The organism is Salipiger bermudensis (assembly GCF_019801965.1).
Classification (GTDB): domain Bacteria; phylum Pseudomonadota; class Alphaproteobacteria; order Rhodobacterales; family Rhodobacteraceae; genus Salipiger; species Salipiger bermudensis_A.
The window spans coordinates 198668-222060 of record NZ_JAHVIA010000007.1 but is presented as its reverse complement, the minus strand read 5'-3'; the positions used below and the strand labels follow the sequence as shown (position 1 = coordinate 222060).

The window sequence follows — 23393 nt, the reverse complement described above, 5'->3', positions numbered from 1 at the left end:
CCTCAGTCGATGACGTTCAGCGCGTCGAAGGGCGCCGGAAGCGGCCCGCCGTTCAGAAAGACGCCCCGGCTGGTCACGTTGCCGAGCGCGGTGACGCCGGACGATCTTGCGAGGATGCTTATCGAGATGGCGCCGGACCGCGAGTGAAGCACCGAGTTGTTGCCTGCGGTCACGGTGGCCCCGCCAATCAGCACGACCTCGCGCGCCTGCGTGTCTCCGCTCTGCAGGCATTGGTTCGCGTGACACCCAACTGCGCGCGCGGCCGGATCGACGGCGCGCACGACCGGGCGACGCACGGTCGCGGTGTTGCTCGTCTGGTTGCCCGAAAGCACGATCTGCGACAGCCGGCCTTTGCTCGGCGTGACGGCGAAGGATGTGGCCGAAAGGGCGAAGGTTTCTTCCGCCAACTCGACGAACACGGCATCGGTGTCGGACATGCCCGGAAGCGAGGCGGCATTGGCCAAGACGGCTTCGCCAAGCTCGAAATCACCGTCGCGTTCGGGCGCGCCGATATCGATTGCGGCCCAGCCGGTGAAGTCGTCGGTCCGTGCCACGGTGCCATCGATGCGGTTGCCCGATAGCGAGACGGTGCCGTAGGGGCGTCGGACGAAGATGCCGGTGGCCACAGTCTCGGCCCGGTCGGGGCCGATCTCGGCGATGCGGTTGCCGCCGATCTCGAGGCTTCCCACCGCCTGCGCCGCGATGCCGGCAAACCGGCGCCCATCGTCGCCACCGAGCCCGACGCCGCGAATGCTGTTTCCGACGATCTGCGCCGAGGCGGCGGAGAACAGCATGACGCCGGCACCGTCCGGGCTGCCGGTCGGATCGGCGATCTCTTCCACGACGTTGTTGTCGATCGCCACGTGACCGATCTCGGCCGACGGCTCGACGAAGATGCCGGCGAAACCGCAATTCCGCACCACGTTTCTCTTGATCAGCGCGGTGGATTGCACGCCTGAGATCCGAACGCCGCTTCCGGCGAAGTTCAAGACGCTGTTGCCGATGATCTGTACGTCGCCGGGCCGTTCGGGGACGAGGTTTTCGAGGATGACGATGCCGTCCCCCGGCTGTTCGCCATTGCCGCCGCCGATGCGGCAATCCTGAATGCGAAGATCCGACGAGCCGAGCGCGACCCCGTCCCCCGCGGCGATGATCGTCGAGCCCTCGAACCGGATCGAACCGGAGGGCAATTCGCCGAAGTTGATGCGGACGGCGTCGGCCAACCCGAGGGCGAGGTTTCGTTCGAACCGGGCCTGCGACAGGCTCAGGCAGGCGCGGTCGAACAGCATGGCGGCGCGGGCCCCGAAAAGAATATTGTCGCACACGCGCAGGTCGCCGAAGGCAGCGAAGGTAAGGTCCCCGTCCTCGTCGAGCCCGTAGGTCGAGCGTGCACCGAGCGCGTGCGCCCCGACGACGAAGCACTCCTCGACGATGGTTCCGAAGTTAAAACCGTCGAGCGCGATGCCAAAGTCGAACCGTTGCCCGGCGCCCGAGGCGGCGACGATGATGGCCATCCGGCGGAACGCGGAGAACGGCGAATTGACCGACGTCACTCCGTGGGCGATGGGAACATTGCCGTTGCCGTCCTCGCCGGGGGTGGCCAGAACGGCGAAATCCTCGAGCACGACATCGGTCGAGCTGTCGATCTGGATTGCGCCGCCGGGGCCCTGGTAGAAGAGCAGCGTTCCGATCCCCTGACCCCTGATCCTGAGGCTGGCGCGGTCGGAGATCGTGACAGGAGCGTCGAGAGCATAGGCTCCTGCATCGAGGCACACCGTACCGCCGGCGGTTTCGACCTGATCGATCGCCGCCTGGATCGTCAGCGCGCCGGAATTGTGGCCTTCGGCCGAGACGCAGACCGTGCAGCCGCAGCTTTCGGTCTCGCCGCCGCCCGGGAATTCTGGAGGCCAGTGGGTGCGACAATCGAGTTCGGAGCTGGGCATGTTGACGACGGCCAGGCGGGCGTAATGGCGCTGGATGCCCTCCGGCGGAGCGGCCGACAGCTCGTCGATCGTGGTGGTGGCCGTTCGGGCCGAGAAGCGCCAGTAATCCATGTCACGGAAAGTGCCGGGCCCTTCGGCGGTGGAGAACTCGATCGTGATGCCTTTTTCGAGATGGAGAACCGTCCCGGCGGGCGGGATCGGGATCAGACCGTTCGAGCCGGGGCCGAGATTGACCCATTCAGTGACGTTGTCGGCCTCGCGGATGACGTCATTCTGATCCCAACGGATCAGTCGCGGGCGGCGATCCGCGAACGTATCGCCTTCGTCTCCCGACGGAATTAGATCGCCACTCACGGCCGCGCCGGCCTCGAACGTGATTTCGCGGGTTTCGACATTGACCGTCGCGACCCTGAGGATCTGCCCTGATCGGTGGTTGAATTCGCGGATATTGTCCGTCACCTCGACCCAATCGTTGGGGGAGAAGCGAAGGATATCGTCGCGGCCGATGCGGCTGACGGTGATGCTTGCGGCGTCGCTGGCAATCGCTTCGATGGCGGCGGTCACCGAGGCGTTTTCGCGCGAGTACTTGAAATGCGTGGGCGCCACGCCGGCTTCGAGGCTGTGAAGCTCGACACGGTAAAGCTGGTTTTCGATCCCTGTATAACCGTCCGTGGGCGGAACGAGGCACGGGTCTTCGGGAGTGTCGATATCGATGGTCGAGGTCGTAAGTCGCGCGGTGGACGGCGCCCGTTGCTCGATCCAGCCGGGGACATCTTCGTCGGGCGTGGCGCAGGTTGTCCCGGTGCCGACATTCTCCAGAAGCCGCACCTGCCAGACAGTCTGCCAGCGGGTTGTGGTGTCGAGGCCGCCGAGCGCGGGATCGAGCAGCGACGGATCCTTGACCGGTGTCACCTCGCGCTGCCAGGCGACGAGATAGGCCAGATGGGTGCCGCTGGTGGGCAGCGCCGCCGGCGTGGGCCAGTACGGCTGTGCCTCATAGGGCAGATGCGGAGCGTCGGGCGGCGCTGTCAGTTCGTCGAGGACGCCGAGCCCGCCATCCTCGACCTCGACGCCCCGGTCCTGTACCGGGGCGGGGCGGTCGGGAAACCGACCATCGAAATTGGCGAAGCCATGGTTCTGAAGGCGCATTCCGTCGAGGTAGAAGCTTCCCGGGCCGATCGTGATTTCTCCGGCGTTCACTCGGATGCGGAAGCCCTCCATTGTCTCTCTCGGCACCACCGCCCGGCCGATCGTGTCGATGGTTCCGGCCCGGATCCGGCGCTCGAAAATCTCGACGAGCTCGTTCCAGTCGGCGTCCAGCACCGCTCGGCCCTGCTGCAGAAAGACGCCGGCGAAATCCCGCAATGCGTCGAAGCTGTCTCGGCTGTTATCTCCGCTCATGGCACTCTCCTCAGGTTTCGAAGAACAGCCCGGCTTCCAGCGAGAAGCGCAGGTATTCCTCCAAACGCACCCTCAGGTTGGTGATGCGTTGTGGCTGAAAAAGATGATGGTAGACGCCCATTTCGCTGCCGTCGGAAGCGCCCGCGGCAATCCCGGCCAGCGTGGCGTGCGACAGTTGGGCATAGGCAGGGCTGGCCGATCCCAGCGCGGTAAAGCCCGGAACCATGCGGCGTATCGCGTTGCCGCTGATCAGTGCCGCCTCGGCCTCCGTCAGTGCGCTTCCCTTCGCCTCTCGCGCGGTTTCGAGCGCGGCCGCGATGCCGAGCTGGGGCTGGCAGCGGAACCGTCTCGGGGTGATCGCGCCGAAGGGAACGAAGGAAAAGCGCATGCAGCCGGTCTGACGGCGAAGGGCGCGCACCGGCGGCGCGCTGTCGTTGCGTGCATGGAGGATGGAGTTGGACACCAGCGGGAAGCTTCGGGCCAGGATTCTGCCGATGACCGTCGAGGCGATGATGGTCAGCTCGCCCGCCGGCGTGCCCGGGGCGACACCTTCGATGGCCGAACCATCCGGGCTGTCGCCGCTATCGAGGGCGGCGGCGTCGACAATGCTGTCCGAGAGACGCATGGCGGCGGTGTCGGTCGCTCGCACCGGGCCGCTGATCGACCTCTCGAGCCGGAGCTCCACGCCGCTGGCTTCCACGACGAGGCTGGGAGCGCCGGGCGTGCGCGGCAGGCCGCGCCGGGTGAGGCCGCGACCGGGGATCAGCGTCATGTTGCGGAGCGTCAGCTCCCCGAGAGACGCGCCGTCGCCGTCCGGTTCGACGCGGATCTGCGGGCCGTCGAGGGTCAGGCCGTCGAGGACGACGCGCGCGTTGGGACCGCCCGAGACGACGATCTCGACATCGCCGCGCAGGATCGGGCGGAACCCGTCCGCCGCGCGGAGCACGACCTCGCGATCGGCGGAGGCGGTCAGCAGGACGGGCGCGGCGAAAATCTCGTTCGCGGCAAGTTCGATGATGCCGCCGCTCGCGATGGCTGCGAGTTCCGCATCGAGGTCGGTTGTCGGGTCGGTGATGGCGGTGGGCGTCTGATCGGTCGCCGGAAAATCCGCGGCGCGGCTGTACTCGCCGCCGCCGATCGTCGCGGGGAACGCGTCGGAGAAGGTGGTCCGGACCTCGCCGGGGTTTGCGTCGCGGAAGGCGATCCGGCCAAGCTCGGGATCCACCCGCACGTCACCGCCGTCGGTCGAGACATGCGGAGAGTGGTTCCAGACGCCCCCGACATCGGACAGGTCACAGGCTTCGATCTCTTCGATGGGCACAGCCACGCCATCGACAAAGATCTGGAAGGCACGCGGGTAGTAGAGCGCCTTGTTCGCATGCAGCGCTGCGCGCGTGATGTTGGCCGGAACGTGCTCCGGACGGGCGAGACTGGCGATACCGTCCTCGGGCAGAGGCGGGTTGACGAGCTGCCGCGGCGCGCCGAGCGGGTCGAACAGAAATCGGCGCGGGCCGACCCGCGTGGAGGGCACGTTGCTGTGCGGCCGGTCGAGAAGGCGCCAGAGGTGCAGGCCGATATTCGGGAAGTTATGACGGCCGCCGACGGACTGGCGGGCCGGCGATTGCTGGATCGATCGGACATCGACCGTGCGCGTGATCCTGTCGAAGGCCGTGGTGAGCGCTTCCAGTGGAAACGGATCATGCAGGTCAGGTGCCAGGGCGTGGTCCGGACGAACGTGGTTCATGTGCTGGCAGGTCGCGGTCAGCTGGAAGTATTCCACGACCTTCGCCGGCCAGCCCGTGACGTCGCGCGCCAGTTGCTCGAGGACCGCCGCGGTTCCCTTGCGGCGCCTGTAGCCGATGGTGTTGGCCACCTCGGCACGGGTTCCGACCGTCAGGCCCTCGATCGGATGCAGCGTCTTGTAGCCGATCGTGCCGCCGATATAGGGCGCTGCCCAGTCGGCGCAGGTCTCGATGAAGAGGTTGTCGAGCAGTTCCTCGATGCTCTCCTCGACGACGGCGCCTTCGCGCGCGATCACGGCAAGCAACTGGCGAAGCGGTTCGCCCTCCTCGGCATCCCGCAGGCGGAGAATGGAGGGTAGCAAGCGATAGAGCGCATCGGGGGTGACGCGGTTCATGTCATCTCCTCCAGGCGGACTTGCGACAGCATCAGGATCTCGGCCGGGTGCAGCGTTCCGCCGGCATTGAGCCGCGCCGTGCGCGAGACAAGACGCGGGTAGGCCCGGAAGCCGGTCTGGGGCCCGGTCTCGCGTCGCAGACGATCAATGTCGACGGCGACCACGCCGGCGACGAGATGCGCGACCTCGGCCACTTCCGACAGCGCCACAGGCTGCGCGAAATCGCGTTTGTCGAACGAGAAGGCGTCGAACAGCGCGGCCTCCAGTTCGCCCAGCACCACGTCGGCCTCGAAGGCTGGATCGACCTTGACGCGCATACGCAGGCGGAAATGGGCCGGCACGTAGCTGTGGAGCTCGAAGGACGCCAGCGGATCGCCCAGCTTGCGGAAGGCTTTCAGCAGGTTGTCATGGGTGGTCGAGCCGGGGGGCAGCGTTTCGCCTTCCTCTCCCGCCACCGTGACGATGATGCGCGTCTCCTCTCCGCGCCAGATCCAGCGCGCCTCGGCCTTCTCGATGCCGGGAAAGCCCAAGGCGAAGTCGCGGTAGTCGGTGACTGAAACGACGCGGCCGAGGGTCAGGGTGTAGAGTGCGGCGTTCTTACGGGCACTGGCGGTGCGCTCGGGATCGCTGCCGCCCGACGCGGGCAGCGGATTTCCAACCTCGCGCAGGCCGAGCGGGCGATCGAGGGGCAGCGTCAGTTGTCCGGCGCGCAGGTTGCCCGCAGCGCCGATGCCCTTCGAGTAGTCGGCGACGATGTTGTCTCGGCCGGCCATCGGGCGGGCCCCGGACACGCCATCGCCGAATTCGACAACGGTTTCGCCGGTATCGGTCAGCGAGGTCTTGAAAACGCGGGCGGATGCGCCGCGCTGGTAGAGGTCGGGAACTTCCTGCCATTCGACCCCGTCGACACGGAGGCTGAGCGTGCTCTCGACCCCGGTCTCTGTCGGGGCAAGCCGATGGGTCACGGGGGCCTGTTTCAGCTTGAACTTCTGGAACGGGCGCTGCGGGTCGCCGTGGCCGAGGATCTCGGTTGCGCCTTCGCCATGTGCGGCGCGGGCAACGTTGGCGTGGATGACGAGGCTTTCGCGGTCGAAGGCCGTGCCGAGCGCTTCGACAAGGTCGAGACGCTGGCGGGCGGTGCCGATGCGGACGGCCTGTTTCAGGACGGCGGCGACCGCGATGGTCTCGGCGTCCTTCGGAGCGGGGGCGGGACGGAAGGCATCGGCGGCTTCGGTTAAGGAGCCGCTGAAACCGGAGGCATTGCGCACCGGGAACCGCATGCTGCCACCGCCAAGGTCCTCCGGGGCATCGAGCAATGTCAGGACCTCGCCGCGCAGAACGCTTTGAACCGCCCCGTCCGCGTGTTCGAGCGTGCCGGACGGGCGTTGGAAGGCAACGCGGGCGCGCTTGCCGCGAAAGATCAGCCGGCGGTTCTCGGGCAGGCCGTCTGCCATGCCCTCGAGCTCGATCTTGTCGCCAGCGACCCAGTCGCTTCGCGGGACCTCACTGAAGTTCAGCTCGTCGCTTGCCCCATAGATGGAAGTGCCGCGATAGCGGCCCCTGTCGAACAGTCCGATGCGGTGCTCGGTATCGAGGTCAAGCCGGGTGGTCTTGCCGCTGATCGCGTAGGCGGCCCGCGAACTTTCGCGCGCAGCAGACACGCGGTAGAGCTGGTTTGCGCCGGCAGCCCTGCGTAGGACGACCCAACTGCCGGTCACGATGGATTTGTAGACCGCGTCGAGATGCACGCGCGACGTGCTGGGAAAGTCGAAGATCCAATCCGTGGGGGCACTTGCATTGCCGCCGATCGTCGAGGGCGAGTTGGCGTTGGTCGCATCGGAGAAACCGAAGCCGTCGCGCTGATCCGGGGTCAGGACAAGCGGATGGGGCGCGTTGTATCCGAAGAAGCTGGCGCGCTCGCGAAGGTGGAACAGGCGGAGCGACGGCTCGGGGCCGAAGACGGGAGTCCCGAGGTTCGCCAATGCACCCGACCAGGCGATCCGGGTGCGTTTGCCGTCGGCGGAGGGCGTGACCTCGGTCAGCCGGCGGAACTGCCAGCGATTGGAGGTCGCGTCGAAGCCGGGGGCGGTCGTATCCCACCTGTCGCGGTCGACGAAGACGACCGCATCGCCGGTTTGCAGCGCCGGGGTGCCCTGCAGCCAGGCTTCGGTGTCGTTGTTGCCCGGAAGCTCCTCGCGTCCGAGCCTCGGGCGCAGCGTGTTCCAGGCCACGCGAGTGAGGAGGGGGGCGACGGTCTCGAAGATCTGGGCATCCTCGTCGGGGCCGGGCTGGCTCTGGACCCGCGTGCCTTCCGGGACCTCGAGGTCGGTGACGTCCGGTTCCGCGCCGGGGGGATCGTCCATCAGGATGACGAGATCGGTTTCTGCGGCAGAGCCCGGGTGCAGCCGATAGCCGATCAGCCGGGCCAGTTCGCCGATCGAGAAGCGCTCCGTCGCGGTGCCCATATATGCTTCGTTGGCAAGGCGCTCCTGGTAGAAGGTCAGCACGTCGCATGCGGAGGCCCAGGCGTCGATCAGGGCGATCGAGAAGTCGTCATCGTCGCGCGTCCCGAGCGTCTTCAGTGCCGGGAAGGCGGAGGAGGACAGCGCGGTCTGCATCGACGCCTTGAAATCCCCATGCGTGCCGGCCCGGAACGCGATGGCCGTGAGATCGGGCCGGTTGCCCGAGGGCCGGACCGTCATGAGTTCGGCGCCGTCGCAACAGCCGCAGGCGTCGGCAAGCGGGCTGTCGGGGAAACCGATCCGGATGGGCACGTCGCTCATTTTCCCCCTCCCATCGTGATTGAGAACGTGCCGCGCTCGGGGAAGTTCGGGTCGTTGTCCAACTGGGCGATCTCGAGGCGGCCGAAGGTGATGCTGCCATCGAGGAGCGGCCTCGTGTCTCTGCTTCCGCGCCGGCGGAAGACCTTGGCCTCGACTGAGACGATGCCTTCAATCTCCATCAGCCGCGCATAGATCTGGCTGAGGTAGAGGGTCTGGCCGAAGCTGAAATTGTCGGGGTGGAAGAAGCCTCGCGAACCGTCGACAAGACGACCGGTCCCGAGCGCCTCAAATGCGGCGCGGTGGATCTCGGAACGGAAATGATCGCTTCCGGCACAGATAAACAGCTCGAGTTCGACAGCGACGAAGCGGGGGCCGTCGATTTCGAGATCGTAGCCCGCCATCCGAACGGTGTCGAGGAAGGCCCGGATCCCGGCTTCGTACTCCGCGGTGATCGGGCGCCCTTCGCGGCGGTCGACGGTGATGAAGACGGTATGGCCGTGGCCGTTCCAGCGAAAGCTGGCCGCCGCGCGCTGGACGTCGGGAAACCGTTCGGCCATGGCGGCGTAATCTTCCGGGGTGACCGCGCGTTCCTGCCGCCGATAGGCGTAGGGGGCCGCCTGTCGCACCTCCTCCATGCTTTCGGCGTTCACGCCGCCGGTCGCGGGAAGCGGATTTCGGATCGCTCGGATCGTCGCCAGCCCGGTGAAGGCATGTCGGATGGCGTCGCGTCCGACATTTCCGACCGTGCCGTTTCCGCTGCGGTATTCAGCGCGGAATTCCTGTCCCGCGTTCGGGCGCCGGCCGTTCCTGCCATCGCCGAGCCGCACGAACGCGCGTCCTTCGCGTTCGACTTCTACGACGATATGTTGATCCCCGGGTCGGCTTTGCAGCAGGTCGGGTCGGGTGGTCCATCTTTCCTCGTTGGCGCCGCTCCCGGACAGAAGCGTCACGTCCGCGCGGCGTGCTGCGAGCCCGATATGGGTTGCCGCGAAGGCGGATTGCGGATCTCCGAGCAAGGCGCTCTGCGTGATATCGCGGCGCTGCAACGCGGGACGGAAGCGTGGAGGCACCGGGCGCGGGGGCGGTTTCGCGCAAGGGTCGTCACCGTCCTCGCGAACCAGGAAGAGGTGCGGTTCGGGAACGCTGCCGAGGGCTTCGTCGCGGATGGTCTCGCCGTGATCGGCAAGCACAACGTTGCCGAGAGCATGCGAGACACGCCTGGCCAGGCCACCTCCGAGCGTCTCGTCGATCGCCGAGGAAATGCAAACCGGGAACGGCAGAGCGTCTTCTTCGGCCCAACGGATCTCGGTGATCGCGGTGCCGGTCAGCTCGTCGGTCAGCCCGTTCTCCACCTTTGTCAGCCGCACCGCGTGGCGTTTGCCGGGATCGGCGTCGGCCTTGCGGCCGGTTCGAGGACCGAGCCGTTCCTCGAAGATCAGCACGGCGCCCTCGACGAGGTCGGTCAGGTCTCTCTCCAGCGTCGCCCGGGTGGCGCCGCGCGGCAGGCAGCATTCCTCGTTGCCCCAGTCGTAGAAGTCGATGGCGTTCAGACTGGGAAAAAGCTCGTACTCGGCCATGGTCTCGAAGATCAGCGGGTTCCGGTTGCGGGCTTCGCGCTCGGCCTCGGTGCCCGATATGGTGGGTTCAACCCCGACCAGCCGGGTGAGAAACTGGGTGTCTTCGGGAAGTGTCGTCGGCGCGTCGACATCGAGCTGGAGCCAGACACGTGCATTCGCGCCGTCATGCATCCGGTAGTCCACGAGACGGGCATGCCGCCGGATCGACGAACGCAGCCGCGCCGAGGCGAGGTAGGCCTCCGTCGAGGCGGCGTCCTGGGCATAACTCAGCCGGTCGGCGGTATAGGCAAGCGTTTCGACCAGGGTCACGCCGAGATCTGCCGGGTTCCTCTCGCGCCAGTCCGGCATGATCTGCGCCATTCGGGAAAGCATCATCCGGCGGAAGCTCTGGTAGTCCTTCGCGAGGTAGGAAAATTCCGGCGACGCCTTGATGTCTTCGGGGCAGGGCACGGCGGGCGCACAGTCAAAATCGCTGGGGCATTCGACCTTGAACGAGAAATCGACCTGCGACAGCAGCCGGTCGATCTCGTTCGGCGGCGCAAGAGAGCCCGGCGAGGCCACGAGACGAAGCGTGTAGGTCGAGTGGTCCCCTGTCGAGGAGGTGCGCAGGACGAGCACCTGCTCGGGCGCGTCGAGCGTCTGCAGGTAGGTGTCGAGGCTTGGCTCGACCAGTGTCAGGTCGGGCGCATCGGCGCGCGTCCGCCAGAGCACGCTGACGCCGACGACGCGTTCGCCGCCGGTCAATTCGAAACTGTCCAGCGGCAGGTCGGGCGCCGTCGTCAGGAAGCGCAAGAGCAGCGTGCGCTGTCTGGGCGTGTCGACGGGGGGCTCGAGATCGAGCAGTTCCCGGTCAAGCACCTCGAGGAAATCGATACCATTGAGCGCGGCGCCGTCGGCAATCGCCTCGAGCACTCTTCTCCGTCTCTGGGGCTCGCAGCAACGATAGATCATGGGCCTGCTCCGGTGGTAAGCTCGACGCGGTGCTGCGTGCCGCTGCGGAGGATCCGGTGGACGATCGTGATATGCAGTGTCGCGTCCGCGCTGCTGGTTTCGACATCGATCACCTCGATCCGCTGACCGAGATATTGCTGAAGTGCGCCGCGGATCATCAACTCGGCCGCCGCGATCGCCTCGGAGCTCAGGGGAGAGAAGACCAACTGATTGATCCCGACACCGAACTCGGGCCGGTTCACCCGTTCGCCGGGCTGGGTGAACAGCAACTGCTCGATCAGGTCGCGTATGTGCTCCGCCTCGTCAGTTTCCGCCGTGCGGTCGCGGGGATCGAAGTGATATGGGAAATCGATCTGCATGGCTCAGGTCGCAATCACTCTTGTCTGGATCTGGACCGGCAGAAGCGGTGTGCCGGTCGGCTGACAGATGCTGATGCTGTCGGCCAATACGAGCGGCGTGCCTCCCGCGAAAACGCGGGTCGAGCCGGAGACGACGGTGGCGCTGACGCAGGGGCCGTTGCCGGCGGTGGGCGCGAAGCCGCAGCCGGCGACCGTGTAGGGCGATGCCAGGGTGACAACGGGCTGGCCCGAGACCAGCACGCGCGAGAACGGCGCCGAGGGCAACGCCTGGCCGCCATGCGAGCAGGTGACGGTTGCTCCGAGGTGCAGGACGGGGCCGGGCATCAGGGGTCTCCTCTTTCTCGCAGGGACATCATCAGATCACCGTGAGCGCGCCGTTGTTGACCGTGACCGTCGGTCCGGTCATGACGATCGACGCGCCCCTGCCGTTCTGGATGTAGATGCCGGTGTCGTTGACGATCAGCGACGCGCCGGTGGCCGTTTTCAGGACGATGCCACCGGTCGGTCCCGGCAGGTCGGTCACGGTGATCCCGTTCTGCAGCAGCGTCTGGATGGTGAAGGCCGAGACGCCGGGGGGCGTCAGGTTGTGCAGTGCAGGGACCTCGGCTGCGGTGCCGTAGAAGCAGCCGGACCAGATCGGATAGTCGGGGTCGCCGCGTTCGAACTCGACCCAAACGCCGGCGCCGATGGGCGGCACGGCGAGCTGGCCGGTCTGGATGCCGGCGACCGGGAAACAGGGCATGGCCCACGACGTAAGGGCAACAGAGGAGACGTCGGGAACGATCGCCTGAATGCGCCCCGTCAGAAGGGGATCGACATTGTTGATGACGGTGCCGCGATATTTCCCGAGATATTCCTGGGTCATCGGCCCTGCCTCCTATTCTGCGGGGACCGCGCTTTGGGTGGGCAGAAGCCCGTTGCGTTTCAATTCGACGCTTTGCTTGTAGGAGCCGCGCGAGATGTCGTGCGTCACGCTCTTGACGTAGTGTACGCCGTCGAATGCCTGCCCCGCGCCGCGCACGCCGATGAGGCTGCGGGCGCGAATGATCCGGCCATAGCGCAGGACATCGATCCTGCCCTGGCCGGTGACGGGGTCGGCATTGCGGGCTGCGTGCGCGAAGCCGCGCTGGATCGCCTCGGCGGGTTTCAGGCGCGCGGTGTCGGTCAGCCGGTCTATTCTCGGCGGCAGCGGCGGGATGGCGCCGAGCGGTGGATGGAACGGCGTGACCGGCGGTATCGGAATGGGGATGGGCGCCTTGGTTTCCTGATTGTGGATAAAGACGACCGGGATCGAGAAATCTTCCTTCGCGTAGGAAAATCGCAGCTCTTCCACGTTCGTTGCCGGGCCGCTGTCGACTGTCAGAGCCGGCTGCACCTGACCGATGCGTATCTCGGGCCCCCAATAGGCGATGCTGCTTGCCGGCGCCGGGCCCGGCTTGAAGAAAAACGTGTATCCGGCTTCATGCGCCAGCCGCATGACGTAGTCGTAGTCCTTGTCCTGGTGGCGCGGGATTTTGTCGGTCGGAAGCGGCGGACCTTCGAGCGAGGGGATGACCTGCGGTATGACTCCCAGCCACGCGTATTTTGCCAGAATGAGGTTTACGCGGGCGAAGGGCGGCATGGCGGGATAGGGCAGGCCGGAGAAGTCCAGAAGCGACATCGTCGCCGAGAGATCCTTGCCGATCACGCGGAGGATCGACTGCTCGCCACCCCCGCCCGGGCGGATATCCGTCATCGTGACGACGCCGTTGATCAGGTTGATCTGACGCCCCGACAAGGTGGCCACGAGGGCAACGCGCAGGATCGGTATCGCGCCGCCGCCAGAGAGCAGGAAGATGGTGTTCAGGGGCGAGTTCTTGTCGAGAGAGAAGGTCAGCTCGAACCCTGAAGGTGTCTCGCCCGAGTTCTCCTCGATGCGGACCGTCTGGATCGCCTCCACGACCTCGCGCGGCGCAGGAACCGGTACGCCCGGACCGAAGAGAAGCGACAGATCGATGCCCTTGATCACAATTCGTCCTCCGGCGGAGCGACACCTTCCGGAAGGGTCAGACGGATCGCGGTTCCGGGCTCTTCCAGATCCTCCGGGAAGACCCCGCCATTGGCATCGCACAGGCGCCAGAACGCGAGGGGATCGCCGAAGACGGAGAACGCCACGTGATCCAGCCGCTCGTTGCCGCGAACGGTGTGGAAACCGACCGTGGCGAACCCGTCCGGCGAAGGCACGATGCGGCGGCGCAAGTAAGGTACCGTTCGCCCTCCCGCGAGTGACGCCGTCGCGGTCGGGATGCCGTGGTAGCGACTGTCGGGCGGAAAATCCGTCGCTTCGACGACGCCGGCCTCGAACATGGCCTGAATGGGGTTCTTCATGGCAGCCCTCCGATCCCGAGCGTGGTTAATTCACCGGCGGAGAATTTGCGGGCCAGACTTTCCTTCGACCTGAGATAGGCCAGGAAGAGCCCACCACCGCGATGCCTGAACCCGAGATCGTCGACCGACAGGACCCGAAGCGACACCGACAGACGCGCTCGGATCGGGTTCAATGCGGCGTCGAAGAACTCCTCTGTTATCGACAGGCTGGTCAGGCGCACGGGCACGATCCGGTTCCGTGACCAGACGAAGATCGAGAGCGGGGTTTCTGCCGGCGCGATCTCGAAACTGCCCGACGCGCCCTGCCGGTTCTGTCGTTCCAGTTGGGCAACGGTCGGGTAAAGCATGGTTTCCATCGCCGCCAGCGCGGGGAAGATGCCGCTTTCACCGGCTTCCGGGAAATCGTCCGGCTTCTCAAGCTGGTCGGTCGCGTCGATCTCGGCCTCGAACGTGATGGTCTCGATGGCCGGTCCGGTCAGCCGCAGCGGCTGCGACCGGTCGGGTTCGTCCGCGACGGACTGTGCTTCGATGGTCCGCTGCAAGGTCTCGGCGGCGTATTGCAGCGTGATGATCCGATCAACGGCACCGCTTTCGGGATCGATCAGCACGAGGCCGGCGCGCGTCAGGCGGGGAGATCGTGGGAAGCCGGTCAAAACAGCTCCTCCACGGTCTCGTCGGTCAGTTCGACATTCATCTCGAAGCTGCGTTCATTGGCGTAGGGGAGGCCCACGCCGATGCCAACGGTGACGGTGACAGTCGCTTGCGTGGCGCCGGCGGCGTGGAGCTCGCGCAAACGCGCGCGTGTCGCGTCGCCCAGCACGGCGCGGTGCTCCGTGTTGCCGACTGCGAATGTCGGGTCGGCCGCGAGCGGCAGCGACACGCCACCCGTCTCGATCTGCCAGTCGAACTCGAAGCCACTGTTCTCGGGAACCCCGTCGAGGGAAAAGCGCTCGTAGTCAATGTCCTCGCCGAGATAGATCCTGTGTTGCAGCGCGACGGCGAAGGGATGGTCGAAGGTGTATTGCAGGCGCAGGTTCTCGCCCCTCTGGCCGGCGGCGCGTTCGGCCAGCGTTTCCCCTTCTTCCGCGCCCTCGAGATGGGCGAGAAGCTGCACGAAGCAGGCATAGGAGTCCGCGGTGTCGAGAAGGTCGGCCTCGGTCAGGCGGGCGGTGCTTTTCTCTGCGGACGGGTCATACTGTACGCAGTTCGAGCCGAAATAGCCGTGGTCGTCGACCCCGAGAAACAGGTGCGCGGCCTCGTGCGTGATCAGGTTGCTGCGCTCCGCCATGCTGTCTTGGCGCAGGAGGTTCTTGTCGTTGGGAGCGGTCTCGCCCTCGGGGATGTCGACCGAATAGTCCCGCTCCGGCATGAAGCAGATCGAGATGCCGCGGGCTGTCGTGTTGAAGCCGGCGTAGCCTAAAATGTCCGGCTCGCGGCAGCGCGAAGCCCTTTCCTCGCCGTGGTCGCAGAAGTAGCGCACGGTCGAGACGTGGCGGCGAATGCCTGCCAATTGCGAGCGCAGCAGGGTGAGCCTGTCCGGGTCCGGCTCCTCGGAATGGAAGGCGAGAAAATAGGCATTGCGGACGGCGGTGGCCTGGTCGGGATCGCCAAGGATCTCGAGCGCGCGACCGAGATCCGCTTCGGCGGCTTCGACCGCCCCTGCAATGGCATCGGCCTCCTCCTGAGCGCAGCCGACATTGTCTTCGGGCCGGGTCAGATCCTCGGCAGCGATTCCGAATGCCAGCAGGATGCGGTTCAGCCGGGCCTGGTTTTCATCGTCGACATCGCTGCGGAGGGCGTTTGCATCAAGTGCGTTGGGGGACTGGAAAAACTGGTGGAACTCGCCGGGATTGGTCGTGGCCAGAAGATTGATGATGGCGTTCTCCTCGTCGCCGAGGGTTGCGCCATCCTGCATGTCGAGGATCAGGATCTTTCGCAGCCCGACATCGCTGTCGTGACCGAGAACCTCGGTTGTGCTGCGGTCGATCCTGCCGGCGATGGCGAGCGCCTTGTTGTCGCTGTCGTAGTCAAGCTCCGGGCCGCCGATCTCGGCGACATGGTCGAGGTACCCCTGCATGTCCTCTTCCGAAATCGACGCGCCGAAAAACAGCGCGATGTTGTGGAAGAAGCCTCCCGCGGTGCCGCCAGCCTCGCGCTGGAGCGTGCCGGACGCACCGGTCTGCTGCAGCGTATGCGTGATCTCATGCGCGATGAGACGGCGCCCCTCGGTGGTGCCGGGGGCATACTCGCCCGGGGCGAAGGCGATGTGATTGCGGTGCGTGAAGGCGCGTGCCGAGATGCCTTGCGCGGCCCGCCCGGCACGGATGTCGGTATGGAGCCGTACCGCCGAGAGGTCGCGCCCGAACCTCGGGTCGAAATATGCGCGTTCATTCGGGGAAAGCGGCGTGCCGCCGGTCTGCGTTGAGGCGGCTGCCGCCAAGGCGGCGGAACCGCCGGGGGCGCCGGCCGTGCTGCCGCTGCCGGCCCGTTGCGCCAATGGCGTCACCGGGCTGACACTGGCGGGCGTGGGCGCGGTATCGGAGACGACGCTGTCGGCGAATTTGTCCGCTTCGCGCTCGAAACGGTCGCCCGGCGCATTGACCGTCAGCTTCGCCTGGATCTCATCGGTTTCGTCGGCGCAACTGCAAGATCCACTTCGGGCTCCGCCGCAGGCGCAGGCGCGTTGCAAAAAGACGTCGGAGTGCGGCGCGACGCAGGTTGCGGTCGGGGCCTCGAGGGCCGGGACGGCGCTTCGGGCCGTCATTGCCCCAGATCCCGGATGAGGTTGGCGTAGGAGTCCGCGTTATGCTGGGCCGTGTACGCGTTTGGAGGATAGTCGGCGTTGCCCTCATAGGCGACATCGCCCATGGACTCCCAGGTGTGCATCATTTCATGGATGGCGACGGTCGCGCGCAGCCGGTTCTTCGAGGTTTCCCCCGGTTCGGCAAAGAAGGGCGGGCAGAACTCGTAGCAATTGTTGCCGGCGCCGCGCTGCGCTCTGGCGTAGACGTCGCCGTCGTCGCTGGGACACTCCGTGGGACAACTCGGGCAGATGATGGCTCCGAAATGGCCCGGCAACCGGTCGATCACGGACAGGACGAGATCGGGCGTCGGGCGCAAGGGGGCGCCCTGTCCAGACGGCCAGGAGAAATGGCGTCGCAAGGCGGTCGCAGCCGGGGTGCCTCGCCGCTGCTGGGGTGTCGAAGAGACGTAGCGTCCCATCTTCGCCGAGGCTGGAGCGATCCATGTCGCGGCCAAACGGAAGGCCGCCTCGATCATGCCGGTCTTCTCATCGTCGCAGCGAGGCCGCGTGCTGCATGGACAGGTTTCGTCCTGGGCCTGCTGGCGCTGGATCTGTGCGTCGCCGGTGCCGTCTTGTCTGCGCGAGGGATGCGAGATCGCATGCGCCATATGCGTGCGGCGCGCCTCCGCTCCGCGGAACGGGGCATGGCCCGCCGTAGAGCTCAGACACGCCTTGTCGGACAGCCTTTCGACAGTGCTGGCGGTCGGACCGGTCGGAATTGCACATTCTCGCACGGGGACCGTCATGGTTTTCGGGCGGGCGAAGGTTCTCATGCCAGTGGCCCCGCGCCGTTCTCGGGAATGTCCTCGGATGGCTCGAAGAAAGCCAGGGCGCTGTCGCTGTGCTGTGGTCCGACGGCGCTGGCAGACGAGTCGCAACGCTCAGAGGTCCGGCGATTGCGGCGGGCCCCGGAGGCCGAGGGATAGCACTGGCGGCCGTTCCATTCGTCGTTCACCTGCACCGGCGTGCCGATGGGCGCATTGTCGTAGATGATCTCAGATCCGGTTTCACTGGTCCGGACGCAACCGTGCGACGCGGGGAAACCGGGGCGGGGGCCGGTGTGGATGGCGATGCCGCGTCCGAGAGAGTCGGCGAAATAAGATGCATTGTGAGCCCAGCTCGTGTTGCCGAGCTGGCAGCGCGGGTTTCGCGTGCTTTTTCGGTCGATCGTCCAGCCTGATCCGATCGGTGTGCAGAGGCTTCCGCCCGCCCGGCTGTCTTCGCGCTCGTTGCAGCAGCGGTTGCACCGCCCGGCTCCGGGAGAGATCGGAAACGTCGAGGGCAGGGCCCGCGTTTCGGCATTCGACGTCTCCCAGGTGATCGAGAGGCCGGCTCCCATGTCGTTCATGTCAACCTCGATCCGGCTGATCCGGCTGCCTGCAACGGTCGTATCGTCGCGGCCGCAGACCTGTGCGGCGGGTTGTCGTTCCTCGGGAGCCTCCTCGGAGGGCGCGTTCTCGCCGACCCAGACCTGCACGACGAAGACGCTGCCGCTTGGATGCACCCGATAGGTCCTGTCCGGATGCTGCTCACGAAGCTGCCGCATGCGCGTCTCGGCACCGGGGCGATCGGTGAAGGCTTCGCGCCGCTCACCTGTCACGACATCCTCGAAGGCGCGCTGGATGACGTCTTCAGGGGCGCGGTGAACCGGCTGTCCGGCGGATCCCGATTGCTGCATCGTGTGCGTGATCTCGTGTGCCATGAGGCGGCGGCCCTCGGGGCTGTCGGGCGCGTATTCGCCCGCGGCGAAGGCGATGTGGTTCCGGTGGGTGTATGCACGGGCGGAAATGCCGCTTGCCGCACTCTGCGCCGCCGCGTCGGTGTGAAGACGCACGTCGGAAAGATCGCGCCCGAAGCGGGGTTCGAAATAGCATCTTTCGCTGGCGGAAAGCGGCGTGCCGCCCGAGCTTGCGATCGTCGCTGCCCGGGCGGCCGCGTCGGCGCCCGGAGTTCCGCCAGCGCGCTTCGTCTGCACCTCCTCCTCGTCTTCCACGTCCCCCCCGGGCGCACGCTGGACAAATGGCGTGATCGGGCCGAGGGCCGATGCCGTGCGGCTGTCCGAGACGACGGCGTCGGCCACCCGGTCTGCCTCGCGTTCGTAACGGTCGCCCGGCCTGTTGACCGAGGGCTTGGTCTGAACGTCCTCGAAATCTTCATCCTGTCCGCAGGAGCAGGCCCGCTGGAGATCTGCGGTCGGTGCCGTGCCAACCGGAAGGCGGCTTCTGCTGGCGTGGACACCGATCATTTCGACACCGCCTTCGCGGTCGAGGCCGCCACTCTGGACGCCAGCGATGACCCCTCGGCGGGAACCTGATCGCGCATCGCCTCGACCGAGCGCGATGCCGTGTCCTGCCAGCCGCCGGCTGCCAGGCGTTCGGCGACGGCGCGTTGCAACTCGCGGCGGATGTCCTGTTCGGTCAGCTCTGCCGTGTCGGCGACGATCCGGTCGATCTTTATGGTGACACGTCTGCTCATTCGAAGGCCCTCGCTTCCGTCGGCGTAAGCGACTTCTCGAGTTTGGCGTATTCCCGAGCAGCGGCGCGCCGGATGGTCTGCATGGTGACCTTCTCGCCGGCGCCAGCGGCGAGGAAACTGGCATTCAACGCAATCGAGCGGATCGATCCGCCGGTGAGGTTCAATTGCGAGAGCTTTTCGAAGTCCAACCCCTCGAGCGGAGTTTCCGCCGGGAAGATCCGTTGCCAGATCGCCTGCCGCGCGCGGGCGTCCGGGAAGGGAAAGGAGATCGCATAGCGCAGTCGGCGCAGGAACGCCTGATCCAGCGAGGATTTCTGGTTTGTCGTCAGGACGGCGAGCCCGCGATAGGCCTCCATCTCCTGTAGAAGATAGCTCACCTCGACATTCGCGTAGCGGTCATGGCTGTCTTTGACTTCGCTCCGTTTGCCGAACAGGGCATCGGCCTCGTCGAAGAGCAGCACGGCTCCGCCCGCGTTCGCCGCGCTGAAAATGCGCGACAGGTTCTTTTCGGTTTCTCCAATATACTTGCTGACGACCTGGCTCAGATCGATACGGAAAAGATCGAGGCTCAGGGACTTCGCGAGGATTTCCGCGGCAAAGGTCTTCCCGGTGCCGGAAGAGCCGGAGAACAGCACGGCTGTGCCGAGCCCCCGAGCGGTCTTTGTCTCCCAACCCCAGTCTTCGCGGACCGTCCAAAGCTCGAGCACATGGGCCTCCAGATCCCGCAGGATCGAGGTCTGACTGTCGGGCAGAACCAGATCGGTCCACCCGGCGCGGGTCGAGACGCGCTCAGCGACATTGTCGAGACCACGCCGTGCCTGGCTGCGCGCGGCAGCCCAGACCGGCTCGTAGCCGTCGCGCGAGGTCATGCGAGCGAGGCCGGCGGCGGTGGCGATGCCAGAGGCGTCCAGCGTGAATTGCTCCGCCAGTCGCTCGAGGCTGCGCGGCTCCATCGCGGCCGCGTCGTCGCCGAGCTCCCGCTGCCAGATCGCCAGGCGTTCGCTCCGGTCCGGGCCCGACATGTCGATCCGGATGCGGGGCGCGCGCTCGGGCATTTCCGGGTCGCGCGCGGACAGCATGGTCGGTCCGGTTATCCGCTCGGCGAAGCGCGCCGCCCTTGTCGAGGTGTCGTCGTCGGCCTCGATGAGCACGGCTGCCCGGGACAGCGCGAGCTCGCGATCGATCAGGATCGCAAGCGACGCCCGCTGCGCCCATGTCTCGGGAATGTCGCTGGCATCCAGGCGGTAGAGCATGCAGCCGTTCAGACGGGCCGCTTCGGATGCAGCGCGTCGCTTCGAGAGGCGGTCGGGCCCGGCAAGGGAAATGACCGGCAGGCGCGGATCTTGGCGCCAGATCGCGGCGAGGCGCGCAGCGTCCGGTTCGCCCTCGGCGGGAAGGGCGACCGCCTCTAGAATGCCTTCCAATCGCGTGTCGCGATACGTCGCACCGAGGATGAAGTGGAGGATGCGCTCATCGGCAAGAAGGGGACGGCGCGCATACGATCCGGTTCCGATCAGGCTGAGCAACCGCCAGTGGCGCAGGGGCGCCTCTGGGCAAAGCGCCTCCCAGGCGGTGGGATAGATGCGCTGGAGAAAGGAGGTGTCGACCTCGGCCGATCCATGGGTTTTCGCGATCTCGGCGGAGAGGCCCTGGTCGAGATCGGCGCCGACGACCATCGCCATGATCTCGACCTCGGTCTGGTTCAGAAGAAAGATGCGGGCCAGTTCCGCGAGCGCAGGGTTGGAGGGCAGGGGCCGCTCCGGCTGCGGAGCACCCGCAGCACTCGCCGCAACCTTCCGTCTGAGTGCGCCGAAGACGGCCGACAGATCGGTGCTGTCTGGCACCTCGCGTGCTTCGATATGGGGGAGCGGCGCGGTCATGGGATCGTCACGCTTTGGAGGACCGGCGGCGTTGCCTGCTTGTCGATGACCGGGCTGTCGATGCCATCGACCCGCAGCCGCACCGGATGACGGCTGTTCGAGACGAGGTCGGTATATATCTGGCTGACGGAGTCGATTGCCGCGACGGGGGCTTCCTGAACCGTCATCTCGCGTCCAAGCACGATCGCGACGGATTGACCGGGCCGGATACGCGGCGAGCAGGACATCGAGATCTCGATGCCGCCCGGGACCGTCGCCGCAGAGGGGGTTATTCGCGGGGCGAGGATCACCGCAAGGGCATTGCTGATTTGCGCGCGGCCGTCGCGATCGGTCACCCTGACGTCGACGATGTAGGGGCCGATCCGCCATGTGCCCGGATCGTACGCCGTTCCCGCGCGGGGATCTGCAACGGTCAGGGGCGGGCCGTCGGGCAGGCGGATGGTCAGCTTGTCAGCACCGACGGGATCGATTGGAACCATTTCGCGTATCTCGCCCGTGGCCGCGCTGGAAAAACGGACGACGGTCTCGCCGCCGGACAGGGCCAATCCGAAAATCTGGACGTCGCCGCCAAGCCGCATCACTTGCTGGCCGTCCGCAGGCTCGATCGAAACCAGTGTCGGAGACGTCGTGCCAAGGCCCGGGCGCAGCAGGATGCCAGGATCGCGGTCGGTCATCGGATCGACGGGCCCACCGCGGCTCAGCACCGGAAGCGCCGGCTGGACCGGCACCTCGCGCTCGATCAGCACCAGTGACACGTCGTAGGCGACGGTCGTCCGGTAGCTTGCCTGCAGGGCGGTCCACATCTTCGACGTGTCGTCCATGGAGAGCGTATGCGGGGTGATCTTCAGTAGCTCGATCTGGTCGGCAAGTTCGGCTGGATGCGGCAGGTCGGGCGCTGGCGGGATACCTCCGATGCCGCCCTGGAGAAGCTGGCGCACCTGCTCGCGAGGCAGGATGGTCATCTCGTTGAAGAACTGCATGGCATGGCCAAGCAGGATCTCGGCGTGCAGTTCTTCCGCGGCCAGTGCGGTCAGGATGTAGTGCAGATCGAGCGCCAGCCGCGGTCGGCACTTGAGGGTTCCATCCGCGCCACGCGTCGGCAGATCCGCGTTGCGGAGGGCGGCGTTCGGCGTCACGCGATGAAGGAACAGGTTCAGCTGGGCATCCTGCGCCGTCGGATCCTCGCTGACCACGCGATCTGGCGGCAGGGCGGTGACGGTGAAACTCCCGCCGATCGCGGCATTTGCGTTCCAGGCCACGAGCGCATCGTTCAGCATCTCCTTCAGGAGATGGGTGACCGACGCGATGGCGAGGACGTTGCTCACCGTTCCGCCCCCTTCAGGTAATCGGCGAGCGACGTCATGTCGGGTTTGGTGCGCTTCTGGCGGCCGGGCCGGGCCTCGGGGGAGGTGGTTCTGAGCTCGAGGCGGCCGATATGAATGGAGATATCGGGTGGGGCGTCCGCGGCGCCGGCCCTTGGCAGCCCGCGTTTCCCGTTTGCTGCGCGAGATTGGAAGGACGGGGCCGGTTCGGGCGCCTCCAACTCGGCGGTGGGCCGGTCGGCAGCGACTGCGGTCACGGGGATTACAGGCGCCGGAAGAAGCGGGGCAGGCGGGGGCGATGCCGGCGGGGCAGGCGCTGGCGCGCCATCGCGGATGGTGACGGAGGATGTCGTTTCCGGCCGCCGCTCTTCCGGCGAGTGATGCGCGCCGGAAGGCGCTTCCGAGACGGTCGACGCGCCTTCCGACGTGATCGTGGGCCCGCGCTGCGGAGCTGACGGCGCCGCTGGGGTGGACGGTTCGCGCAGGGCCGATGGCGTGTTGCGGCTCGAGGCTGGTGTCGGCGCAGGGAGGTGGTCGGCGGTCTCGCTTATGCCGCCGTCGCAATCGATACTCTGGGGGGCAGCGGTTTCGGTGGATGTCTCGTGGAAGCCGGTGCTCTCGGTTGCCGCAGCCTCGAACCGGGCGATCGGCCTCGGGCGGAGGCCCGGCGCAATCTGCCCGGTCGCCCGTCCGATCATTCGCGAGAGGGCGCTCATATCCCCCTCGCATGGGCAAGGTAGACGGCGCGGCGCGCCGCCGGCACTGCCAGCGATTGCGCCTCGCTCCATCCGAATGCGCCGGCAAGGTCAGCCACGTCGGCCATCAGGCGCCGCGCCGCGGTGTCGACCTCGACCCAGAGACAATCGGCAATGTCGAGGGTTTCGCGCCACGATGTGCCGCAATCCGTGCAGACGAGCCTGACCGTCAGCTCCGCCTCGGCAAGCTGTGCTTCGATGGCGTTGTAGATCGCCGTCCGGGCGGCGGCCGGGAGCGCGGGCGTCAGCCGGTCGCAGGCGGCGGCTTCCCTCTCGTCCTCGGGAACGCTGGAGATCTGAGCCAGATCCGCGCTCGTCATGGCGCGCAGCGTGACCGGCCCATCGGGCGTCTCGACCATGACCTCGCCACAGTCACCAAGATGACGCTGGAGGTCCTGCGTATCCACCGAGATCTCGACCTGCGCGGCGCAGCCCGGGCACGTGGCGAGCAAAGCGATCTGGCGTCCGAACAGCGCCTCGCGGAGCCGTAGAAGCCTGCGATCCCGGTCTGCCAGGGGCAGATCCTGCGCGGCGTCTGTTCCCGTGGCCCAGAGCAGCCAAAGCGCGCGATCGAGCGGCCGGCGTGCGCGGCCGGCGTCCCATGCCGCGAGCAGGTCGCTGGAGGAAAGCGCCGCCATGA

Annotated in this window: 18 protein-coding genes; all 18 read right to left on the bottom strand. The window is 66.7% G+C overall.

Annotated elements, in window-relative coordinates:
* Window positions 1-2: 2 nt before the first annotated feature.
* From KUV62_RS16755 to KUV62_RS16670, 18 genes are read right to left on the bottom strand one after another with little or no spacing between them, the layout of a single operon-like run.
* A complete protein-coding gene (locus KUV62_RS16755; RefSeq protein WP_222604876.1) occupies window positions 3-3344 on the bottom strand; it encodes a DUF6519 domain-containing protein in 3342 nt (1113 codons plus the stop codon).
* Window positions 3345-3354: 10 nt separating this feature from the next.
* A complete protein-coding gene (locus KUV62_RS16750; protein ID WP_222604875.1) occupies window positions 3355-5481 on the bottom strand; it encodes a hypothetical protein in 2127 nt (708 codons plus the stop codon).
* Window positions 5478-8264 (bottom strand): hypothetical protein, encoded by a 2787-nt coding sequence (locus tag KUV62_RS16745; protein WP_222604874.1) that lies wholly within the window; start codon window positions 8262-8264, stop codon window positions 5478-5480. The genes KUV62_RS16750 and KUV62_RS16745 overlap by 4 nt, the downstream gene beginning before the upstream one ends.
* On the bottom strand, window positions 8261-10792 hold the full coding sequence (locus tag KUV62_RS16740; RefSeq protein WP_222604873.1) for a putative baseplate assembly protein: 2532 nt from the start codon (window positions 10790-10792) through the stop codon (window positions 8261-8263). The genes KUV62_RS16745 and KUV62_RS16740 overlap by 4 nt, the downstream gene beginning before the upstream one ends.
* On the bottom strand, window positions 10789-11151 hold the full coding sequence (locus tag KUV62_RS16735) for a GPW/gp25 family protein (RefSeq protein ID WP_222604872.1): 363 nt from the start codon (window positions 11149-11151) through the stop codon (window positions 10789-10791). Before KUV62_RS16735 ends, KUV62_RS16740 begins: the two co-directional genes overlap by 4 nt.
* A gap of 3 nt (window positions 11152-11154) precedes the next feature.
* Window positions 11155-11475, bottom strand: coding sequence for a hypothetical protein (locus KUV62_RS16730; RefSeq protein ID WP_222604871.1), 321 nt, complete (start codon window positions 11473-11475; stop codon window positions 11155-11157).
* Window positions 11476-11506: 31 nt separating this feature from the next.
* Complete coding sequence (locus KUV62_RS16725) at window positions 11507-12016, bottom strand: phage baseplate assembly protein V (RefSeq protein ID WP_222604870.1); 510 nt, start codon at window positions 12014-12016, stop codon at window positions 11507-11509.
* Between the two features lie 12 nt (window positions 12017-12028).
* Complete coding sequence (locus KUV62_RS16720; protein ID WP_222604869.1) at window positions 12029-13159, bottom strand: hypothetical protein; 1131 nt, start codon at window positions 13157-13159, stop codon at window positions 12029-12031.
* Window positions 13156-13518: a hypothetical protein gene (locus tag KUV62_RS16715; RefSeq protein ID WP_222604868.1), complete on the bottom strand. Its 363-nt coding sequence runs from the start codon at window positions 13516-13518 to the stop codon at window positions 13156-13158. Before KUV62_RS16715 ends, KUV62_RS16720 begins: the two co-directional genes overlap by 4 nt.
* A complete protein-coding gene (locus tag KUV62_RS16710) occupies window positions 13515-14171 on the bottom strand; it encodes a hypothetical protein (protein ID WP_222604867.1) in 657 nt (218 codons plus the stop codon). The genes KUV62_RS16715 and KUV62_RS16710 overlap by 4 nt, the downstream gene beginning before the upstream one ends.
* Complete coding sequence (locus tag KUV62_RS16705) at window positions 14168-16282, bottom strand: DUF4157 domain-containing protein (RefSeq protein WP_222604866.1); 2115 nt, start codon at window positions 16280-16282, stop codon at window positions 14168-14170. Before KUV62_RS16705 ends, KUV62_RS16710 begins: the two co-directional genes overlap by 4 nt.
* Window positions 16279-17094, bottom strand: coding sequence for a hypothetical protein (locus tag KUV62_RS16700; RefSeq protein WP_222604865.1), 816 nt, complete (start codon window positions 17092-17094; stop codon window positions 16279-16281). Before KUV62_RS16700 ends, KUV62_RS16705 begins: the two co-directional genes overlap by 4 nt.
* Window positions 17091-18566, bottom strand: coding sequence for a DUF4157 domain-containing protein (locus KUV62_RS16695; protein WP_222604864.1), 1476 nt, complete (start codon window positions 18564-18566; stop codon window positions 17091-17093). Before KUV62_RS16695 ends, KUV62_RS16700 begins: the two co-directional genes overlap by 4 nt.
* On the bottom strand, window positions 18563-18796 hold the full coding sequence (locus tag KUV62_RS16690) for a hypothetical protein (RefSeq protein ID WP_222604863.1): 234 nt from the start codon (window positions 18794-18796) through the stop codon (window positions 18563-18565). Before KUV62_RS16690 ends, KUV62_RS16695 begins: the two co-directional genes overlap by 4 nt.
* A complete protein-coding gene (locus KUV62_RS16685; RefSeq protein WP_222604862.1) occupies window positions 18793-20676 on the bottom strand; it encodes an ATP-binding protein in 1884 nt (627 codons plus the stop codon). The genes KUV62_RS16690 and KUV62_RS16685 overlap by 4 nt, the downstream gene beginning before the upstream one ends.
* Entirely contained in the window at window positions 20673-22001 is a 1329-nt protein-coding gene (locus KUV62_RS16680; RefSeq protein ID WP_222604861.1) for a DUF4255 domain-containing protein, read from the bottom strand. Before KUV62_RS16680 ends, KUV62_RS16685 begins: the two co-directional genes overlap by 4 nt.
* A complete protein-coding gene (locus tag KUV62_RS16675) occupies window positions 21998-22714 on the bottom strand; it encodes a hypothetical protein (RefSeq protein WP_222604860.1) in 717 nt (238 codons plus the stop codon). The genes KUV62_RS16680 and KUV62_RS16675 overlap by 4 nt, the downstream gene beginning before the upstream one ends.
* The gene (locus KUV62_RS16670; RefSeq protein WP_222604859.1) at window positions 22711-23391 is read right to left on the bottom strand and encodes a hypothetical protein; all 681 of its coding nucleotides are present in this window, start codon (window positions 23389-23391) and stop codon (window positions 22711-22713) included. The genes KUV62_RS16675 and KUV62_RS16670 overlap by 4 nt, the downstream gene beginning before the upstream one ends.
* Window positions 23392-23393: the final 2 nt, after the last annotated feature.

Coding starts and splice junctions, on each gene's coding strand:
- KUV62_RS16755 (WP_222604876.1), bottom strand. CDS start 3,344: ATGAGCGGAGATAACAGCCGAGACAGCTTCGACGCATTGCGGGATTTC.
- KUV62_RS16750 (WP_222604875.1), bottom strand. CDS start 5,481: ATGAACCGCGTCACCCCCGATGCGCTCTATCGCTTGCTACCCTCCATT.
- KUV62_RS16745 (WP_222604874.1), bottom strand. CDS start 8,264: ATGAGCGACGTGCCCATCCGGATCGGTTTCCCCGACAGCCCGCTTGCC.
- KUV62_RS16740 (WP_222604873.1), bottom strand. CDS start 10,792: ATGATCTATCGTTGCTGCGAGCCCCAGAGACGGAGAAGAGTGCTCGAG.
- KUV62_RS16735 (WP_222604872.1), bottom strand. CDS start 11,151: ATGCAGATCGATTTCCCATATCACTTCGATCCCCGCGACCGCACGGCG.
- KUV62_RS16730 (WP_222604871.1), bottom strand. CDS start 11,475: ATGCCCGGCCCCGTCCTGCACCTCGGAGCAACCGTCACCTGCTCGCAT.
- KUV62_RS16725 (WP_222604870.1), bottom strand. CDS start 12,016: ATGACCCAGGAATATCTCGGGAAATATCGCGGCACCGTCATCAACAAT.
- KUV62_RS16715 (WP_222604868.1), bottom strand. CDS start 13,518: ATGAAGAACCCCATTCAGGCCATGTTCGAGGCCGGCGTCGTCGAAGCG.
- KUV62_RS16705 (WP_222604866.1), bottom strand. CDS start 16,282: ATGACGGCCCGAAGCGCCGTCCCGGCCCTCGAGGCCCCGACCGCAACC.
- KUV62_RS16700 (WP_222604865.1), bottom strand. CDS start 17,094: ATGAGAACCTTCGCCCGCCCGAAAACCATGACGGTCCCCGTGCGAGAA.
- KUV62_RS16695 (WP_222604864.1), bottom strand. CDS start 18,566: ATGATCGGTGTCCACGCCAGCAGAAGCCGCCTTCCGGTTGGCACGGCA.
- KUV62_RS16690 (WP_222604863.1), bottom strand. CDS start 18,796: ATGAGCAGACGTGTCACCATAAAGATCGACCGGATCGTCGCCGACACG.
- KUV62_RS16685 (WP_222604862.1), bottom strand. CDS start 20,676: ATGACCGCGCCGCTCCCCCATATCGAAGCACGCGAGGTGCCAGACAGC.
- KUV62_RS16675 (WP_222604860.1), bottom strand. CDS start 22,714: ATGAGCGCCCTCTCGCGAATGATCGGACGGGCGACCGGGCAGATTGCG.
- KUV62_RS16670 (WP_222604859.1), bottom strand. CDS start 23,391: ATGGCGGCGCTTTCCTCCAGCGACCTGCTCGCGGCATGGGACGCCGGC.